Source organism: Secundilactobacillus paracollinoides (genome assembly GCF_001702155.1).
In the GTDB taxonomy this organism is placed as follows: domain Bacteria; phylum Bacillota; class Bacilli; order Lactobacillales; family Lactobacillaceae; genus Secundilactobacillus; species Secundilactobacillus paracollinoides.
The window spans coordinates 3,020,477-3,037,441 of sequence record NZ_CP014912.1 but is presented as its reverse complement, the minus strand read 5'-3'; the positions used below and the strand labels follow the sequence as shown (position 1 = coordinate 3,037,441).

The 16,965-nt window shown below is 45.8% G+C and carries 16 protein-coding genes, 1 tRNA gene and 1 pseudogene; 8 read left to right on the top strand and 10 right to left on the bottom strand.

Annotated features, from left to right (window positions below; translation table 11 throughout):
- Positions 1-39 precede the first annotated feature (39 nt).
- Positions 40-813, bottom strand: a complete 774-nt coding sequence (locus AYR61_RS13350) for a Cof-type HAD-IIB family hydrolase (protein WP_056987625.1) — start codon at positions 811-813, stop codon at positions 40-42.
- A 213-nt stretch (positions 814-1,026) separates the two neighbouring features.
- Between AYR61_RS13350 and AYR61_RS13345 the strand changes: the two genes are divergently transcribed.
- A complete protein-coding gene (locus AYR61_RS13345) occupies positions 1,027-1,683 on the top strand; it encodes a deoxynucleoside kinase (protein ID WP_065903487.1) in 657 nt (218 codons plus the stop codon).
- Positions 1,684-1,789: 106 nt separating this feature from the next.
- On the opposite strand, the gene pgmB is transcribed toward AYR61_RS13345, so the two are convergent.
- From pgmB to mscL, 4 genes are all read right to left on the bottom strand, one after another.
- Positions 1,790-2,467: a beta-phosphoglucomutase gene (gene pgmB / locus AYR61_RS13340; RefSeq protein WP_056987626.1), complete on the bottom strand. Its 678-nt coding sequence runs from the start codon at positions 2,465-2,467 to the stop codon at positions 1,790-1,792.
- Positions 2,468-2,491: 24 nt separating this feature from the next.
- Positions 2,492-5,206 (bottom strand): glycoside hydrolase family 65 protein, encoded by a 2,715-nt coding sequence (locus tag AYR61_RS13335; protein ID WP_065903486.1) that lies wholly within the window; start codon positions 5,204-5,206, stop codon positions 2,492-2,494.
- A gap of 116 nt (positions 5,207-5,322) precedes the next feature.
- Entirely contained in the window at positions 5,323-7,617 is a 2,295-nt protein-coding gene (locus AYR61_RS13330; protein WP_065903484.1) for a glycoside hydrolase family 65 protein, read from the bottom strand.
- Between the two features lie 467 nt (positions 7,618-8,084).
- Positions 8,085-8,489: a large-conductance mechanosensitive channel protein MscL gene (gene mscL / locus AYR61_RS13325; RefSeq protein ID WP_056987698.1), complete on the bottom strand. Its 405-nt coding sequence runs from the start codon at positions 8,487-8,489 to the stop codon at positions 8,085-8,087.
- Positions 8,490-8,846: 357 nt separating this feature from the next.
- Here mscL and AYR61_RS13320 point away from each other — a divergent pair, with 357 nt between their 5' ends.
- The 3 genes from AYR61_RS13320 to AYR61_RS13310 are packed head-to-tail and all read left to right on the top strand — an operon-like array spanning position 8,847 to position 10,440.
- Entirely contained in the window at positions 8,847-9,443 is a 597-nt protein-coding gene (locus AYR61_RS13320) for a hypothetical protein (RefSeq protein ID WP_054706795.1), read from the top strand.
- 33 nt (positions 9,444-9,476) lie between these two features.
- A complete protein-coding gene (locus AYR61_RS13315) occupies positions 9,477-9,713 on the top strand; it encodes a hypothetical protein (RefSeq protein ID WP_054706798.1) in 237 nt (78 codons plus the stop codon).
- A gap of 22 nt (positions 9,714-9,735) precedes the next feature.
- Positions 9,736-10,440 (top strand): CPBP family intramembrane glutamic endopeptidase, encoded by a 705-nt coding sequence (locus AYR61_RS13310; RefSeq protein WP_054706801.1) that lies wholly within the window; start codon positions 9,736-9,738, stop codon positions 10,438-10,440.
- Positions 10,441-10,816: 376 nt separating this feature from the next.
- On the opposite strand, the pseudogene AYR61_RS13305 reads toward AYR61_RS13310, so the two are convergent.
- From AYR61_RS13305 to AYR61_RS13290, 4 genes and pseudogenes are all read right to left on the bottom strand, one after another.
- A pseudogene (locus AYR61_RS13305) lies at positions 10,817-11,283 on the bottom strand (MarR family winged helix-turn-helix transcriptional regulator).
- Positions 11,284-11,642: 359 nt separating this feature from the next.
- Positions 11,643-11,726, bottom strand: a tRNA-Leu gene (locus tag AYR61_RS13300).
- Between the two features lie 54 nt (positions 11,727-11,780).
- Complete coding sequence (locus AYR61_RS13295) at positions 11,781-12,068, bottom strand: heavy metal-binding domain-containing protein (RefSeq protein WP_404814632.1); 288 nt, start codon at positions 12,066-12,068, stop codon at positions 11,781-11,783.
- A gap of 81 nt (positions 12,069-12,149) precedes the next feature.
- The gene (locus AYR61_RS13290; protein WP_065903481.1) at positions 12,150-12,815 is read right to left on the bottom strand and encodes a GIY-YIG nuclease family protein; all 666 of its coding nucleotides are present in this window, start codon (positions 12,813-12,815) and stop codon (positions 12,150-12,152) included.
- Positions 12,816-13,123: 308 nt separating this feature from the next.
- Between AYR61_RS13290 and AYR61_RS13285 the strand changes: the two genes are divergently transcribed.
- From AYR61_RS13285 to AYR61_RS13275, 3 genes are read left to right on the top strand one after another with little or no spacing between them, the layout of a single operon-like run.
- On the top strand, positions 13,124-13,351 hold the full coding sequence (locus tag AYR61_RS13285) for a hypothetical protein (RefSeq protein ID WP_225353064.1): 228 nt from the start codon (positions 13,124-13,126) through the stop codon (positions 13,349-13,351).
- Positions 13,329-13,709 carry a hypothetical protein gene (locus tag AYR61_RS13280; protein ID WP_065903479.1) on the top strand — a complete coding sequence of 127 codons (381 nt, stop codon included), beginning with the start codon at positions 13,329-13,331 and terminating at the stop codon, positions 13,707-13,709. Before AYR61_RS13285 ends, AYR61_RS13280 begins: the two co-directional genes overlap by 23 nt.
- Before the next feature lie 4 nt (positions 13,710-13,713).
- Positions 13,714-13,974: a hypothetical protein gene (locus AYR61_RS13275; protein ID WP_054706817.1), complete on the top strand. Its 261-nt coding sequence runs from the start codon at positions 13,714-13,716 to the stop codon at positions 13,972-13,974.
- Between the two features lie 47 nt (positions 13,975-14,021).
- On the opposite strand, the gene AYR61_RS13270 is transcribed toward AYR61_RS13275, so the two are convergent.
- Positions 14,022-14,273 (bottom strand): hypothetical protein, encoded by a 252-nt coding sequence (locus AYR61_RS13270; RefSeq protein ID WP_065903477.1) that lies wholly within the window; start codon positions 14,271-14,273, stop codon positions 14,022-14,024.
- A gap of 1,158 nt (positions 14,274-15,431) precedes the next feature.
- Here AYR61_RS13270 and AYR61_RS13265 point away from each other — a divergent pair.
- The gene (locus tag AYR61_RS13265) at positions 15,432-16,964 is read left to right on the top strand and encodes a UDP-N-acetylmuramoyl-L-alanyl-D-glutamate--2,6-diaminopimelate ligase (RefSeq protein WP_065903474.1); all 1,533 of its coding nucleotides are present in this window, start codon (positions 15,432-15,434) and stop codon (positions 16,962-16,964) included.
- Position 16,965 lies beyond the last annotated feature (1 nt).

The following is a 16,965-nucleotide window of genomic DNA, read 5'->3' as shown; positions in this document are numbered from 1 at the left end:
TGCCACCAACGGCGTACCGCAACACTCATTAGATCAGCGCTACTTTATCAAATTAAAGTGCTTTAACCCGTGCACGATCCCATCAGTGACATTGGAAGTGGTCACATAGGACGCTTTTTCCTTCGCTAGTTGGTGGCCGTTTGCCATGGCAATCGGATTGTCGACCACGTCAAACATCTGCAGGTCATTGAGCTGATCGCCGAAAGCGTATGTTGGAATGTTTTCTAATTTGGCCGCCGACAACAGGATCTCGATACCCGTCTTCTTAGAAACGCCGGCCTTCATCGTATCCAGACAACGTGGGTTATTTCGAACCAGTGACAGCTGATTCTTGAATTCAGCGGTATACTGGTCTTCTTTGTTGGTGTTGAACACGTTCATGAAATTAATCGGTTCTTTGCGGTAAAAATCAGGGTCGACCTTGGCATCGAGTCGTAATAATTTAAAGTTTGGCCGGGTCAGGTCATTTTCTTTACTTAAGCGAAAACCACGATTGTTAAAGTAGGCGACCGCATCTCCCTGACGGTTTGCATAGTCGGTGAAGGTCGCAATCAGTTCTGGGTCAATTTCTTCTGCGTGCAGTTTTTTGCCTTCATATTGGACGTAGCTGCCGTTTGCACTGACGACTGAATTAATCCCCGTTTCATCTAGAACATACTGGATTTCAAAAATATTGCGGCCAGTTGAGACCACTGAAAGAATGTTTTGCTGCGCCATTTGTTTAATTGCGTCAATACTTGCTGGTAACACGTGTTTGTCGTTATCAAACAGAGTACCGTCTAAATCAAAAAAGACAATTGCATCATATGCCATAGGTGATCCGCTCCTTTTCTATTATGCCTGTTACTTCTGTATGAAACTGGACATCTGTCCTGCTACAATGTGCTAACCCTTATACGTTCATTATACTACACGTCGTGCGCTGTCTCAGGAACCGCGCTTGACTAAAATATCGTCAATATAGATGTGGTAGGGGGTGAATTGTGGTACACTATATCTTGCATATTTTTTAAAAGAGGGGCTATTATGGTGATAATTACTGCCGGAATGATTGGCGTTGGGAAAACCACGCTCACAGGAATGCTCGCAGACCATTTGGGAACAAAGGCTTTTTTTGAACCCGTTGGCGAAAATCCTGTTTTACCGTTATACTATTCAGATCCAAAACAATATGGGTTCTTGCTGCAGATCTACTTTTTAAACAAGCGCTTTGGGATGATCAAACAGGCGTTGGCTGATGACAACAATGTGCTTGACCGGTCGATCTACGAAGACGCTCTGTTTACAAAGGAAAACAACGCGGAAGGCAACATTACAGACACAGAGCTTTCCGTTTACCTCAAATTGTTGGACAACATGATGGGGGAATTAAACGAACTGCCAAAGAAAGCGCCCGACCTGTTAGTATACGCAGATAGTGACTTTGACACGATTCTGTACCGGATCAAGAAGCGTGGTCGCGACTATGAACAAATTGACGGCCACCCGGAGCGTGAGGATTACTACTATAAGATGTGGACTGCATATCACAAGTGGTTTGATGAATATGATGTCAGTCCCAAGTTAAAGATCAATCTCCAGCAGTATAACCTGGAAGATCCTAAAAATGTTACTGCTGTTTTGGGTCAGATCGACGATGTGCTTAAGGCCATTCGTTCTGATAACTCAATGACTGAAGCATAAAAAATACAAAATAGTGACCAGAAAAGTACGCGGCCTATCATGCGTGCTTTTTTAGTTGCAATGAAACAAAAAAGACGCTCGGAAGCGTCTTTTTTTAAAATCGACATTAAGCCATCGCTTTTTTGATGTTTGCTAACGTCATTTCAGCAGTGTTATCAAACCGAACGTCGGCATCCTTCAGCAACGTTGCGTCACCGATACCAACGGAGACTTCGTTTGCTGCGTTAATGGCTTCAATGCCAGCTGCAGCGTCTTCAACGCCGATGCAGGTCTCTGGTGCCAGGCCAAGCAATTCAGCACCCTTGGTGTAAATTTCTGGGTCTGGCTTGCCCTTAGACAATGAGGCTGGATCAACGATCTTTGGGAAGTAATCTGTTAGTTCAAGGTTTTTTAGGACGGTTGGGCCGTTTTTAGAAGCGGATGCTAATGCAATTTGGTAGCCGTTAGCGCGCAGATCATCTAAGAACGCCTTGATACCGGGAAGAATATTTTCTGGGGTCATTTTACTGATCTCATTGACATAGTTGGTGTTCTTTTCGGTAGCAAGCGCGACCTTTTCGTCATGCGTATAGTCGTTTTCCTTGTGTCCGGCTTTGAGAATCATCTCGAGTGAATCCATCCGCGAGATACCCTTTAAACCGTCTTCCAATTCCTTGCTCCAGGTAACGTCTAGCTTATCTGCAAGCTGGTGCCAGGCCTTTGTGTGGTAGAGCGAGGTATCCGTAATGACCCCGTCGAGATCGAACACAAAGCCCTTAATTTGTTCAAATGAAACCTTTGCCATACTGCAACACTCCTTCGTAGTTGGTTAGTAATCGTAAATCGTTTCCTTGTTTGGTGTTAATGCAACCGGTTGTCCTAGGATTTGGATCGTCACCTTCGTATCTGTTTTAACAGAAATTTGATGGTGCGTGATCGTAAATTCAAACCAATGACCACGGATCAACTGTTTGAAATGCAAGCGCTGCCACTGAGCGGGTAAGTGCGGGTGAATTTCAAGCTGCGGTCCCAGGCTATCCACACCACCATAGTTTCTGGTCTCGATCATTAAGGTTGCACCCATGACACCAAGGTGAATCCCTTCGGCGGTCGTGCCACCTTGAATATCGTAGTAGTCAGAAAAGAGGGCGGTCGAGAAGAGCGACCAGGACTGATCCATGTTGTCGTCCATTTCAGTCAGCACTGAGTAAACAATTCGTGACAGGGTCGAGCCATGAGTCGTTCGGTTCAGATAGTACTGAATGTTCTTGGTTAAATATTCCTTCGGCAACTGATAGCCTAATTGTCCCAGAATATGACCCACTTCGTCAATGCTTAATGTGTAATAGGGCATTAATGTATCAGCCTGTTTGGCCACTTGATAAGCATCCGGGGTCTTGCCCTCGGCCTTTAAGATTCGGTCGATCCGTGAAATATCACCATACTTGCTCCGGTAATTGTCAAAGTTCATGCTTGGCAATTTGAAGTAGCCTTCGAATTGGCCAATGATGCCGTTATCGTTGATATCAAGCTTGAGCTTATGGGCAACATCGGTCATCTTTGTAAAGAGGGTTTCGTCAAACGCACTTCTTTCGGCGACGTCCTTAAAATCAGCCGCCTTCATGTCGGTCCGAATCGTACTTAGTATGTTGAAGAGCCAAGCCACCATGATATTGGTGTAGGCGTTGTTGGTTAAGCCAGGTTCGTCACTGTTGGGATAATTTTCGTGGAATTCATCCGGTCCCATGACGTGTGGAATACTGTAGCGGTCCGCCTTTTTATCATAGGTGACGGTACTTAGCCAGAACTTCGCGATGCTCAGCAGCATTTCCAGCCCGTATTGTTTCATAAACTTCCGGTCGCCAGCCACGTTGACGTACGTGATGATGTTGTAGGCAATCGCCAACGAGACGTGCCGTTGCAGGCGGCTGTTGTCTGGATCCCAAGTGTGCGTGATCGGGTTCAGATGAACAAACTGAGATTGTTCATCGCCGGTCTCACCAGACTGCCAAGGGAACATCGCACCATCGTAATTTTCGCTCTTGGCGTAGGCCTTTGCGGCGTCCAAACGACGGTAACGGTACATCAACAGCTGTTTAGCTAACTTCGGGAAGTGCAGGCTGTAGAAGGGCATGATGAACATTTCATCCCAGAACACGTGCCCCCGATAGGCTTCACCGTGTAACCCACGCGCACCAACAGATGCATCAAGTTCGCCAGATTCATTTGCGGCGGCTGAGACCATGGTGTGAAAGAGGTTGACCCGGGTCAGTTTTTGACTCGTGATATCGTTATCGATCTGAATATCGAAGTTATCCCAGGTTGACTTCCAGTAGGCGAGACTCTGTTTCTTAGTCTGCTTGTAACTGGCTTTAGCGAGTGCTTCGCTTGCAGTTGACATTGTTGGGGTCTCGGCCGTTTCCAAGGTCGTGTAGATGACGACGTTCTTCGTAAACGAATAGGTCTGGCCGGCAGTGACTTCTGTCGATAATTGCTGACGGATGTGCTTATCGTCGTTTGTCACCTCAATATCATTGTCTGTTGGTTGCTCACTTAACAGGCTTGCCCCGACCGTAAATCCGATTTTTGACGTTTTGGTTTCACCAGTGAGGTACATTTCGTTACCGTGGGCGCTCATGCCCGTGATGTCGATATGATGCTGGTCGAAGTCCTGGTACCGATCGACGTTGCCGTTGGTCACATCGCCATCGATTTCTGAATAGATCTGAATGCTACCAGAGAAATTGACGGGTGTCAGCGTGTACTTGATGGCGTATTGATGCCAATCTTGCATGTTAGCCATCTTTGTCGTTGTCACGTTGAGGACGTGACCCGTTGAAAGCTGAACCCGCATCATTGTTGTCAAGGTCCCATGCTTAAGATCAAGCGACCGGTAAATATCTTGAATGTCTCTTGATGTGATCTTAAATGGCGGCTGATGATCAACACCAAACGTGAGAAACTGGGCGTTAGGCATGTTCACCAGATCTTCGTTCGTGACGTCACGGTCACCAATTTTGGTGGTCAGTTGGTTATAGACACCAGCAACATAAGTGCCTGGGTAATTATCCTCATCTGCTCGCGACTCAACAAAGGCCCCACGCAGTCCAAGATAGCCGTTTCCGACCGTCAGCATGGCTTCCTGACCATAGTTACGCTTTTTTTCATACTCACCATAGTAATCTAGGTGCCACTCGTTGTAGCGCTGCTTTTTATCGGTTGCTGCTTGGAGACCGTTTTCTTCAACATCTCGCTGGCAAACCACCGAAATGTTCAACATGTTGGTCAACGCAAGCCCAATATCGATTCGTTGGTGGTTGATGCCAATAACCGTGTCTGAAAAATCGTATTCCAGTGAATTCGTCAAAATAGCGGCATCGACTGGAAGACCGGCTAGCACAACCTTGATCTTTTCCAAGTTATCCCCAATGGCCTGATCAGGATTGTACGTGATCATAAATTGCCGAAAGGGCGGTTCGTTATTATTCGTTGAGTAAGCGACCTCAATCGATTCTTGCATGACATTTAGTGCAATAGTTCTCATACAAGTTAGCCTCTTTTCCTTAAAGTTTAAATTCCTTAATTAAAACCCCTCTAAATTAATGATAGGCATGATTCGGGTTTTCTACAAATATTGTGATTTAAGTTTCATTTTTCACATTAAATTGGAAATGGTACGGTAACTCTTTCACTCCCTAAGGTCACCTGTTTGTCACCAATTTGGATGGTGATCGGTTTACCCTTTAGATTTTCAAGAATAACGGCTTGATGATTGATCGTGATACCAATGTGCCGGTGCTGGAACCAAAGCTTAAAGCGCATTTCCAGCCACTCAGTCGGCAGTTTGGGATGCAGGTGCAGCGTGGTATCTTTAATTTCAAGTCCTGCAAAGCCATAAATCAGACTTAGCCAGCTGCCGCCCATGTTGGCAGCGTGAATGCCATCGCCAACGTTACCCTGAGCGTCTGTTAGGTCCGTCAGGGCAGTGTCCATAAAGTACTGGTACGACTTATCGGCTTCATCCAAGCGGTGCGCTAAGATACCAAAAATGGCCCGAGAGAGGGAAGAATCATGAACCGTGATGGCTTCATAGTAATCGTAATCTCGTTTCAATTGGGCCTGATCTTGATCCTCTGGAAATAAGAAGTCACTCATGACCGTATCAGCCTGCTTATTGACCTGGTAGTGGTAGATCGTCATTGGGTGGTAGTGAAGCAGTAACGGAAACTGCGTCCGCGGCGTTTCTGCAATCGGCCAAACCGGTTTTTCCGTACTGGTATCATCCTGCTTTTTGATTTGGCGATTCGGATCAAACGGCAGATACATCTGGTCAGCTGCGTGCTGAAAAGCATCGATCTCGGTCGTCGTAAGCCCTAATTTTCCAATCACATTATTGTCAGTCTGTCCCAGTCTTCTCGCGTAGTGCGCTGCTAGATACAAATTATGTTGCGCCATGCGGTTGGTGTAATAGTTGTTGTTGACCATTGCCGTGTATTCATCCGGACCAGTCACATCGTTGATCACAAATCGACCATGGTGTGCATCGTCCGTTGCGTAATGCCCATAAGACAGCCAGAAGCGTGCTGTTTCAATGATCAGCGGCAACCCCTGAGTTGCTAAAAAGTCCTGGTCATCAGTCACGCGAACGTACAGGTCGACGGCGTAGGCAATATCTGCGTTGATGTGAACCTGTGCAGTGCCGGTGGGATAGTAGGCACTGGCCTCGGTGCCGTTGATGGTTCGCCAGGGGAAGAGAACGCCCTTTTTAACAGTCATTTCTCGGGCGCGTTGCTGGGCTTGAAGCAGCTTACTATACCGGTAACTGAGGACTTGTTTGGCCGTTTCTGGTTGGGTGAAAATAAAGAAGGGTAACATAAACATTTCAGCATTCCAGAAATAGTGACCTTCATATCCAGAACCAGTCAATCCCTTTGCAGGAATACTCGTCATGCCATCACGACCCGCAGCTTGATTGAGGTGAAAGAGGTTAAACCGGATACTTTTTGCCAGTTTTGCGTCCCCCTTAAGTTCAACGTCGCTGTTGTCCCAAAAAATAGCCCACTGGTGCGCAGACTTATTGAGTAACGTTGAAAACGTTTCGTTCGCCAGCGTTTGGTCGACCGTATCCGGATCGGCATTGGCGATGACGACCGGGTGTGGAAACCCGATACTATAAACGAAATCAACTTCTTGGGCAATGCCAGGAACAAGATCAAAGTCGGTGACGTACGTCGGCAATTGATCCTGAGTCGTTAATTTAGGGACTGGCTGGTCGTCATTTTTCAAAGGTTGTACCTGCAGCGTAATGGCCAGCTGACTCTTTCGCGTAATCATCTGCATTGTTGGATGATCAGCTTCTTGGTACGTACAAGTCAATTGTGATTGTCGCTGCACATTTCGAACATCAATGTCGTGTTGTGGAATTTGCTGCTGCGTATAGCGGTGCTGTTTGATCACCTTGACGTTTCCCGAGAAGTTGAGGGCCGATAGGGAATAGGCCACGCCATATATCCGGGCATCATCCTGCGAGGCAAAGGTCTGCATGGTCAACCGAACTGTTTTATCAGTCGGCGACGTGATTTCATAAATTTCCGATAGCAACCCCGTTTTGAGATTCAGATTTTTATCGACCTGCTTCACGCTAAATGTTTCATCGTCAGAGCGCAGACCATCAATTTCTAACACAATAAAGCGGGGATCCGGCAACTGACACATTGTTTGTGAATTTTGCGGGTATCCGGGATAGTCCTCGCCGTAATGGAGCGCTGTCAGGTCATAAAACCCGTTGATAAACAGTCCTGGCTGCCCTGGGTAATCGGGGTTATCGCCCTGAAGCGGATTCGATGCACGGACGCCAAAATGGCCATTTCCAAGCGCGTAGACCGTTTCAATCGCAGTTGCTTTCTTGAAAGGGAGTCGCTGTAAGTGAATTTGAAACTCATCTGTTGTATCCATAACATGCCTTCTTTGTCACTAATGAACAGGAACCGCTTACAGTTATTGATATTGGGAAGTTTCAATGGCTGTTTGCGGTCGACTGTTAGCAATGTGGTTGTAAAACAACTCGAGAGCGGGTGGCTGAACTGCGCTTTTGTACGGACAGGTATTTTGGGTAAGTTGAGTTAGATTGAAATTCCTTGAATAGGAATTTGCTTCGGTGGTTCTCTTGTCTGTAGCTGAAACGCGTTCAGCAAGGGGCTACCGTGTAAGCAACTTCGACCGATAAAGGCAAAACCCGGCCTTTACGTTAGCTGTTCACTTATCTGTAGCTGAAACGCGTTCAACAAGGCAGAGGGCGGAGCCTAAGCTAACTCTGACAAAAATGCCAAGTTCAGGCATTTCTGTCAGAGTTAGCTTAGGCTCCGCCCTCTAAGCGCCTTGCTTCACGCTCTAAAAAAAGAGCACCGCCAAAATGGCCGCACTCATTCCTTGGTTTGCTGTTGAGTTGTTTCCTGCTGTTGCTTTAATAAATCACGGATCTCGGTGAGGACGATCTCTTCTGAACTTGGTTCAGGGGTCGCTTCTTCCTCTGGTTCCTCGGTAGGCATCAGTTTAGTGATCCCTTTGACCATAAGAAAGACCACGAATGCAATGATGAGAAAGTTAATCACGGCATCTAGGAAGTCGCCATAACGAAAATGGGCTTGGCCCACGGTCAAAACCAGCCCGGATAAATCAATCTTACCCAGGAAGATCCCAATCAGCGGGTTGATCAAATTTTTCGTCAACGATGTCACAATAGCAGTGAACGCTGACCCAATGATCACCCCAACGGCGAGATCAATCACGTTTCCACGCGCGATAAATGTCTTGAATTCCTTTAACACAATCATGTCACCTCAATTCATTCTTTATGGGTCTAGTGTAACGAAAAATAGGGGGTGGGTGCAAGGAAAACGCCGTATGTTGCGACATTATGATCATAGTGTACCCTATTAACCATTAAAAGCGACTATTAGAGATAACGTGGTTGCCCGTGAAAATCTAATTAACACGATGCCAAGTACCGGCGAGCAGATTTGGTTAAAATGGTGATAACCAATTCGGGTTCTTGCGGCTATTCTCAAAATTTGTGCCAGACCTAAATACCAAGACTTGAACAATCAGTCAATAATTGCTATTTTTAAGGTAGCACCAATTTAATCTAACAAAAATTCTTCGGCGATTAACCACGGAGGCAAACTATGAGGACAGTTCGTGAACAATTGTTAAATGCAGCTAAGACCGGTCGGCTTGTGGAAATCTATCGGTATGGCGATAACGCGCATTTTTCAGTTGGCAATGTGTTGGCAGTGGATGATAAATTTGTTCTATTGAAACAGATCAACCCGGATGGGGCGATTAATGGCGGCGGTGTGTATCGCCTGAATACCATTACCCGAGTGATCGAACAATCAGATTATCTCAAATCGCTGGTTGCAGTGATGGCACTCGCTAGAGAACGTGGCTATGCCAATGTTTGGCAGTTAGACAGTATCATCAGCTCTCTGGACTTTAAGAAAAAATCGATTCTGAAGACCCTTTTAGCCTGGGCGTTTAATGCTGACCAAGTCGTGACGGTGGGAGAACATCCGGGGAAACGTGAAGCTGTCTATACCGGATTTTTGGGGAGTTTAAAAAACAAGCAGGTTGTCTTTAATTACGTTGATCGGTCAGATCTTTCAGCGCGGTGGCAGGTAGGCTTAAAGTACGCGAACATGAACTTTGTGGAGTTTAATAGCTTTGAAACATTAGCCATCACCGCCATTTTGGAGCGGTATATGTCGGAAGACTTTCATTAACCACACAATATAATGTGGGTAAGGAGACTTTAATTGAAGGGATTTATGTACACGATCATTGTATTGGTGCCGTGTCTCATTATTGGGGGCACCATGGTGCTCGTTCATGACTGGCCAGCAAATAGCGTTGTCACGATTTTGACGCTGTTTGTGGCCTTTGTCGTTTCTATGACCTTAGTGACGGTGATTTATTTGAAGTTGCTGCCCTTTGTTAAACGAGCAAACGGTGATACGGCAACGGATGACGATGATCATCACGAGAGTCATTAATTGTTAGGAGGTGGCCAGCTGCATGCAGCCATTGGAAAAGTCGGGCATCGCAAAACCGTCTGTTGCGACTCGAATCTTAATTTTTTTGACGTTCTTTGTTTTAATTCAGTTGGTACCTCTGTTATTAACGGTGATTAGGGGGCTACCTAAAACGCAGTATTTGGGGCGTTCCCTAGCCGCCGCAGGGTACATCTTAGGCTATGTTGTGCTGATCTTGGTTCTGTATCAGTGTTTAAAACGGGTGATGGACCATCCAGTGTGGCACCGACCATCACGTAACGATATTGCCTATTTGCTAATTGCGTTCGTTGTCTTTTTGGCAGTTGAGATGCTGCTGACGACGTTAAATAGTCGACTGTTTGGTGAGACTCAGACGGCGAACAACCAGGTGATCATTACGCTGTTGCGCAGTGACAGGTGGATCTTTTACCTTTTGATGTTCTCGGGAATCTTTTTATCGCCAATCATTGAGGAACTCCTGTTTCGCGGCTATTGGATCAATGCTTTCTTTAATCCTGGCAGACTTTGGCTGCCAGTGATCACAAGCGGGTTGATCTTCTCAATCGCCCATGCAAGCAATAACGTGATCAGTTTTTTGATTTACGCCTGTCTCGGCGGAATCTTGGCCTTCATCTATCGTCGGACGGACAACCTGGTAACGTCGATTGGATTGCATATGTTAAATAATTTGATGGCGATGTCGATTATGGCGGCGATGTTGAGATAGAGAGTGGCGGAAAGCGATTAAGGAGCGGAGCGTAAGCTGACTCTGGCACAAATTCCAGAACCGGGAATTTCTGCCAGAGTTAGCTTACGTGCAGCTCCTTACTTTCCAGAACTCGTTTCGGCACGGTAGACCGAAACAATCAAAAATACTGTCATAAAGCATAATTGCTATGTACAATCGTGTAAAAATGGGTAAACTGAATCAAAAAAAGAATGTCTTCAGTACAATGCAAGAAGAAACCTAACCGGTCAACCAAGCACAAACAGATCAGGGTTCTCAAAACTAAAAGTTGCTATATACAATAGACCTAATAAACAACAAAAAAACGACCCACAGGATTCAACTGTGAGTCGCTTTTTAATACCTAAATATGCTGTTAAAAACTCTTCTGAATCTTCCGGTCATTTCGCACGTTGTCCAAATCATCGCCAACGCTACGAATCTGGTCAAGAAAAGCATCGTAAGTTGCAAGGTCGAGATCAAGCAGGTCCACACACTGGTTAACGCGGTCGTAAACGACATCGCGTTGCTCAATGGCATAGTCGGTCAGTGAGATGTCCACTTGACGTTCATCCTCTTCACTGCGATCACGAGAGATCCACCCTTGTTTTTCTAGTCGTTTTAAGAGTGGTGTCAGGGTGCCACTGTCTAAGTTGAGTCGTTGCCCAAGTTCGCGAACGGTCAATGGCGACGTTTCCCAGAGCGCTAACATGGTAATGTACTGGGGGTAGGTTAGGTGAAACGGCTTGAGCGCCTCCTGATAAAAGTGATTAAATTTTTACTTGCCGTATAGAAGGCAAAACAGAGCTGGTCGTCTAGGAGACGCGGTTTCGTATCGCTCATAACGGTCCCTTCTTTCTTGTGAAATTGATTATGGTCATATCTTATTGTGTACAATTAAATTGCTACTTGAATTGAATTATAACGTGAATACACCATTTTGTCCATGGAATGGGGGCTAAAGTTCGTGATTTAAAGAAAAACCTCGATCAGGTATTAATTGGGACTTTGAGAAAATTGGATATTTAAACCTCTTGAAAGACGGATTAATTCAGATACGAGACGATTTGCGTTTCTGTTAACTGTGCTGAATATGTGCAAACTAGTTTATTTTTCGACTAAAAACAAAAAAAATAAGAACCGGCCAAAGTTTGATTTAGCGCGATTCTTATTTTATAAAATTTATCCAGTTTTGTTAAAAATGCCCCGGGCAGGATTCGAACCTGTACTTGGTTACCCAAACAGCGACCTGAACGCTGCGCGTCTGCCAATTCCGCCACCGGGGCAGTGCCTTTAACAACAAAAAATATATTACACTATAATTGCCATATTTGCAAACCTTATTTTGAATTTTCTATCGAAATAACGGTCCCATATGCATGAACAATTAAAAACTTAGGGGCGACACTCATGCGAACAACCTCGGTGTTAAAGGAAACATCGACGATGCCGTCCGCATTTTTTTCAGCCGCCTTTTGATATAACTTTTGCTTTGCGTCTTCAAATAGTTGATCAAATAAGTCAAACTCATCTGGCTTTTCTGAAGTTAATTGTGTATGACAAGTAACCGCAACCACACCTTTTATCACGTGTGGTTGATTAAACGCCCCCGTTGACATAAACATCATTCTCACACTCCAATCTCATAAGGCCATTATACCTAATATCGATTTTTAATGACACCTGAATATTATTTCAACAGCTCAAGACTACCCGAGTTCTTCGTTTACCATTGGCTTGATCTTAGAAATTAAGATGCCATTATATTCAAACCAGTCAAACCCATTTCGGTCGTGACCCTGTTGTGCTTCTGGTAGCTGGTGGAAATAATCGAAGCAGCAGATTGCTGCGCGAGAGAGGGTGTGTTCTTTACCACATCGGCACAAGACGTGATTTTTGTCATCTATGACGGTGACCTGTAACTTTGGGTCTTCTTTAAAGGTTAATTTTGACCCGGCAGGAATACTCAGATACTTGAAGGTCCGATTGGGGCGGGAGCCAACCTTTCGTTTGACGACCTGAATGGGTTTGCCCGTAATCTTTTCGTTGAATTTTTCCGGGCGGACTAGCTCGGCGTTGGGGTCGTTAAAACTTAACAGGTCAAATTCGGCTCTCACTTGGTTATAGGTGGCTTTGAAAAATTCCGTTGAGGTGCTTTCTCGCTTATCGGACAACGCTTTATGTAAGATCCGCTCGGCTTTCTTATAGTGGTTTAAATGCACCGCAAATAGCAGCAGTGTTGGTTTTTCCTGCGGGATCCCCGTACTGTTAAATTGGGCTAAACGTCGCGCCAGATTTTTTGTCTGGCCAACTTTAATGTATCCAGGGAACGCCTTATTTTCTAACACATATACGTAACCATAATCTTCATCCAATGGTCGCCATCTCCAGCTTATTTTAATTTTAGGTTGCTTGTCTCGATTGGCAAATCATTACCCAATCAGACACCTGTAACACACTTATCTTCTTTTTAGAACTTGCCACATTTAGATACAACAAGAAATCGTAGTGATACACGTTTGGCATAATTGACAGGCATAATTGTTTGGTTTTAGAGAGAACGTGGTATTATTTTAAGCAACGGACGTTAGGTCGGTCACCAAAGTCGTCACAACGTCTTAAATGTCATTGCCGGCAGTTATTTGTATAGCACAATAACTGGTTGAGCGAAAGGATGAGCGTAATGTTAACGAAAGAACAATACAATATTTTAGATGCCATTGCTTCAGGACGTGTCGAACCCGGGACGAGTCTCAGTCACTTTGTTGACTACTGTGACAACGCAATTGGCGGCGATCCGCAACCCTTGATCGATGCCGGCTACATTGACGCAGGTCACTACGTTAACGGGTTGGCCGAGAAGGGGAAAAAGGCGGTCGCTGAACGCCATGAATCGCAACAAAATAATTGATTTTTCAGACTATGATCGTGCTGAACAAGCCATTATCAGCCAACTTCAGGCCTGGCAACGTTGCGTTGATCAGGTAGAGATTGCTGTTCGAGACACCCAGCAGTTCACACTAGCGATTCAGGTCAACAATCAGATCCGCAGCGAGATACAGATCCTGTACCAGCAAAATCAACGTGTGAATGGCTTGCTGCCAGCTGCAAATCGTCGGTTGCAGCGCCGATTTTTAGTCGTTTTGATGACCTTAGTCAACCAACTGCGGTCGGTTCCAAGTCATGCAGAGGTCTACACTGATCTGGTAGCGTTTAAAGACCGAGTCATGGATGGGCGCATCTACATTAAAACGGGCCACAGGGGGTGACGGGATGCCATTGTTGATCAGTGATACCAGCGAGCTTCAAGATGCCACGCGATTAGCGGAGACGCAGATTTATTTGCGGGCGACAGGGTATGACTTGCAACCAGTGGACGATCAACATTTTCTAATTGCTAATAGCGTTACGTCACTTCAAGTGCGGGTACCAGTGTTACTTACCCGTTATGATCGTGAGCAATTTCTTAGCGTTCACGCGGATGGTGAAACAACCACTTTGCCGTACATTAAAAAAACGCCCCTCAGACAATGAGGGTGCGTTTTTTTAATTGTCAGTTATGTGTTAAATAAGGGAACGTCTTAGAGTTTCTTTGAGACGTAGTAGGGTTGTGACCGTGATTTTCCCTTTTGTGGATCCGTTTCTGGATTGATCATTTGATCATCAGCCAGGAAGACATCGAATTTTTTATTATTGACACCCTTGACCACAAAGACGTGGCCGCTTTCAATTTTGTTAGATTCACGGTAGATTTGGGCACTTCTCACTGCCTCGTCGTAGTCGTGAAAGTTACCAACAGAATCGCCGGGATTAAAAAAGATTAAGTTATCCATACAATCACTCCATTTCCTGGTGCCACTCTATTATACCGCATTGTTGTGGATTTAACGATGGGAGCGCTTTTTTACAGTTATTGGTGGTGTTGGCTACGAGGCATTTATGTGATGTAGCGGAAACGCGCGAAGCAAGGGGGCTTTCCAATGTTAGGTGATAGGTCCGTTGCATTCCGCAATTTGGCACTCCGTGTAGTGGCTCGCGATGAAGCTAATTCGATTTCTGCTGCGCAGCTCTCGAATGGATCTCCATCGACTCGCACATCAGTAACCGACCAAAGTACGGTCGCTAACTGATGTCGACACCACAGCTCCGTGCCAAATTGGGCCATTTCACTGAAGTTGAGCTTACTTATTCCATTTTGCCAAGCATCGAAATGGTATTAAAACCAGTTCGTAGAGAATTCACCCTCAACTGCTATTAAGTCCATTAATATTAATGCTGCTAACAATGAGCTAGTCACTGGTAATAATTGATTGAGAGGCTTCATGTAATCATTGATGAAGGCGTACCCTCCGAATGACTCCTGCAAGTATTGTAGCGTAGCGGAGCCGTTCGGCATTGCAGGCTGTGGTGTCAGTGTTAGTTGGCGAGGGTTCTTTCCTCGCCTGGTAACCCGGGAGACGTAGGAAATCCTTGAATTTCTGTTAAGAAATTCAATAGCTCCGAAGCGACCCCACCTCTGACTGCAAGGCCGAACGGTGCAACGAAGCGACATGTCAGCGCTATTTGATTCACCTAATAGTAGAAAGACCCGAAGCAAGGCAAAAGGCTCCAGTGTAAGTAACTCTGGTCAAAAAAGTCAGGCCCGGACTTTTCTGACCAGAGTTACTTACACTCCGCCCTCTAACCGCCTTGGGTCGCGCGCTCTCTAAAGAAATCCTTACAACCCCACAACCCTGGTAGTATTACAACCAGATATTTGCTAAAATGAAGACTGTTTGAACGACCATTTTGTTAAGGGTTACGATGCTGGACTTCATTGCTGGCTGGCTAGGACAAAATGGGTCGCTTTTTGTGGCGTTATCTTTGCCTTAAACAGCACAGATGCCGTTAACCCCGTCCCGGAGTCTGATGGCGGGGTCAGTTTCTTTTTTGAGGGAAACGTGAAATAATAGAAACAGTATTTTATTCATAAGTTGGAGATGAAGAAGCCAATGTCACTTGATATGACCCAAGTGTTGACTTTATTACAGGAACATCAGTTATTAACTGCAACGGCGGGGAACCAGGGGCGTCAATTCACCAGTGTGACTTATGATTCGCGCCAGGTTCAACCAGACACGTTGTTTTTTTGTAAGGGTAATTTTAAACCAGAATATTTAACGGCTGCTAAGGCGGCTGGGGCTACGGGCTACGTTGCCGAAACGGTGTACCCAGAAGGTGCTGGCATGACTGCCATTACGGTTTCAAATATTCAACAAGCAATGGCACTGTTGGGGGCGGCGTTTTACGGGTATCCGCAAAACGACCTCTTCATCATTGCGTTTACTGGGACGAAAGGGAAAACCACTTCCGCTTATTTTGAACACCATATTCAACGGACCCACACCCATGACAAGGCCGCGTTGTTTTCGACCATTGACCGGGTGCTGGGTAACCAACCAGATCAGCGGTTTAAATCTGATCTCACAACACCTGAATCACTCGACCTGTTTCACGATATGCGGGCTGCGGTCACTAATGGGATGACGCATTTGGTGATGGAAGTGTCTTCCCAAGCTTATAAGAAGAACCGGGTCTATGGGTTGACCTATGACGTGGGCATCTTTTTGAACATTACGCCGGATCATATTGGGGAAAACGAGCACCCGACGTTTGCGGATTACCTGTTTTGCAAGGAACAGTTACTTGTCAATTCACGGACCTGCATTATTAACGCAGAGACAGACCATCTTGAAGATGTCTATCAGGCCGCTAAGACGAGCACACCGCCAGAAAACATCTATCTGTATGCGCGCAAAGGGGCCAAATTACAGTTGCCACTCGACCTGGACGTGCAGTTTAGTAATGACGAAGAGACGCTTAAAGACAGCGCATTTGACGTTCAAAGTATTTCCGACAAGGCCAAGTCACTTGCCCTTGATGGCACCTACGCACTGAGCGTCCCTGGCGACTATAATGAAAGTAACGCCGCCAGTGCCATTATTGCGGGCGCGTTGTCTGGTGCTACGGCTGCTGAAATGCAGACAGCCTTGACGACGGTTCACGTGCCCGGCCGGATGGAAATGGTGACGAGTTCTCAATATGGCACCATTTACATTGATTACGCGCATAACTATGCTAGTCTGAAAGCCTTGCTGAGTTTCTTGCGGCGCCAAACCGATGCTGGTCGCGTGATCGTGGTCGTTGGCAGTACCGGAAACAAGGGGGTCTCAAGACGAAAAGGCTTCGGGAAAGCACTTAGCGAAGAGGCGGACCTGGCCATTTTAACGACCGACGATCCTGGCTATGAGGACCCGCGGGCAATTGCGGATGAAATTGATTCGTATATTGACCATGATAAGGTCCAGGTCGCGTTTGAAATGGATCGCAAGACGGCCATTCGCAAGGCCATTGAAATGAGTACAAAAAATGATATCGTGGTGTTAGCAGGTAAGGGTGAAGACAACTACCAAAAGGTTAACGGCGTCAACACGCCTTACGAAACGGATGTTACGATTGCCAAAAATGTTGTGGAGGAAAACTAGT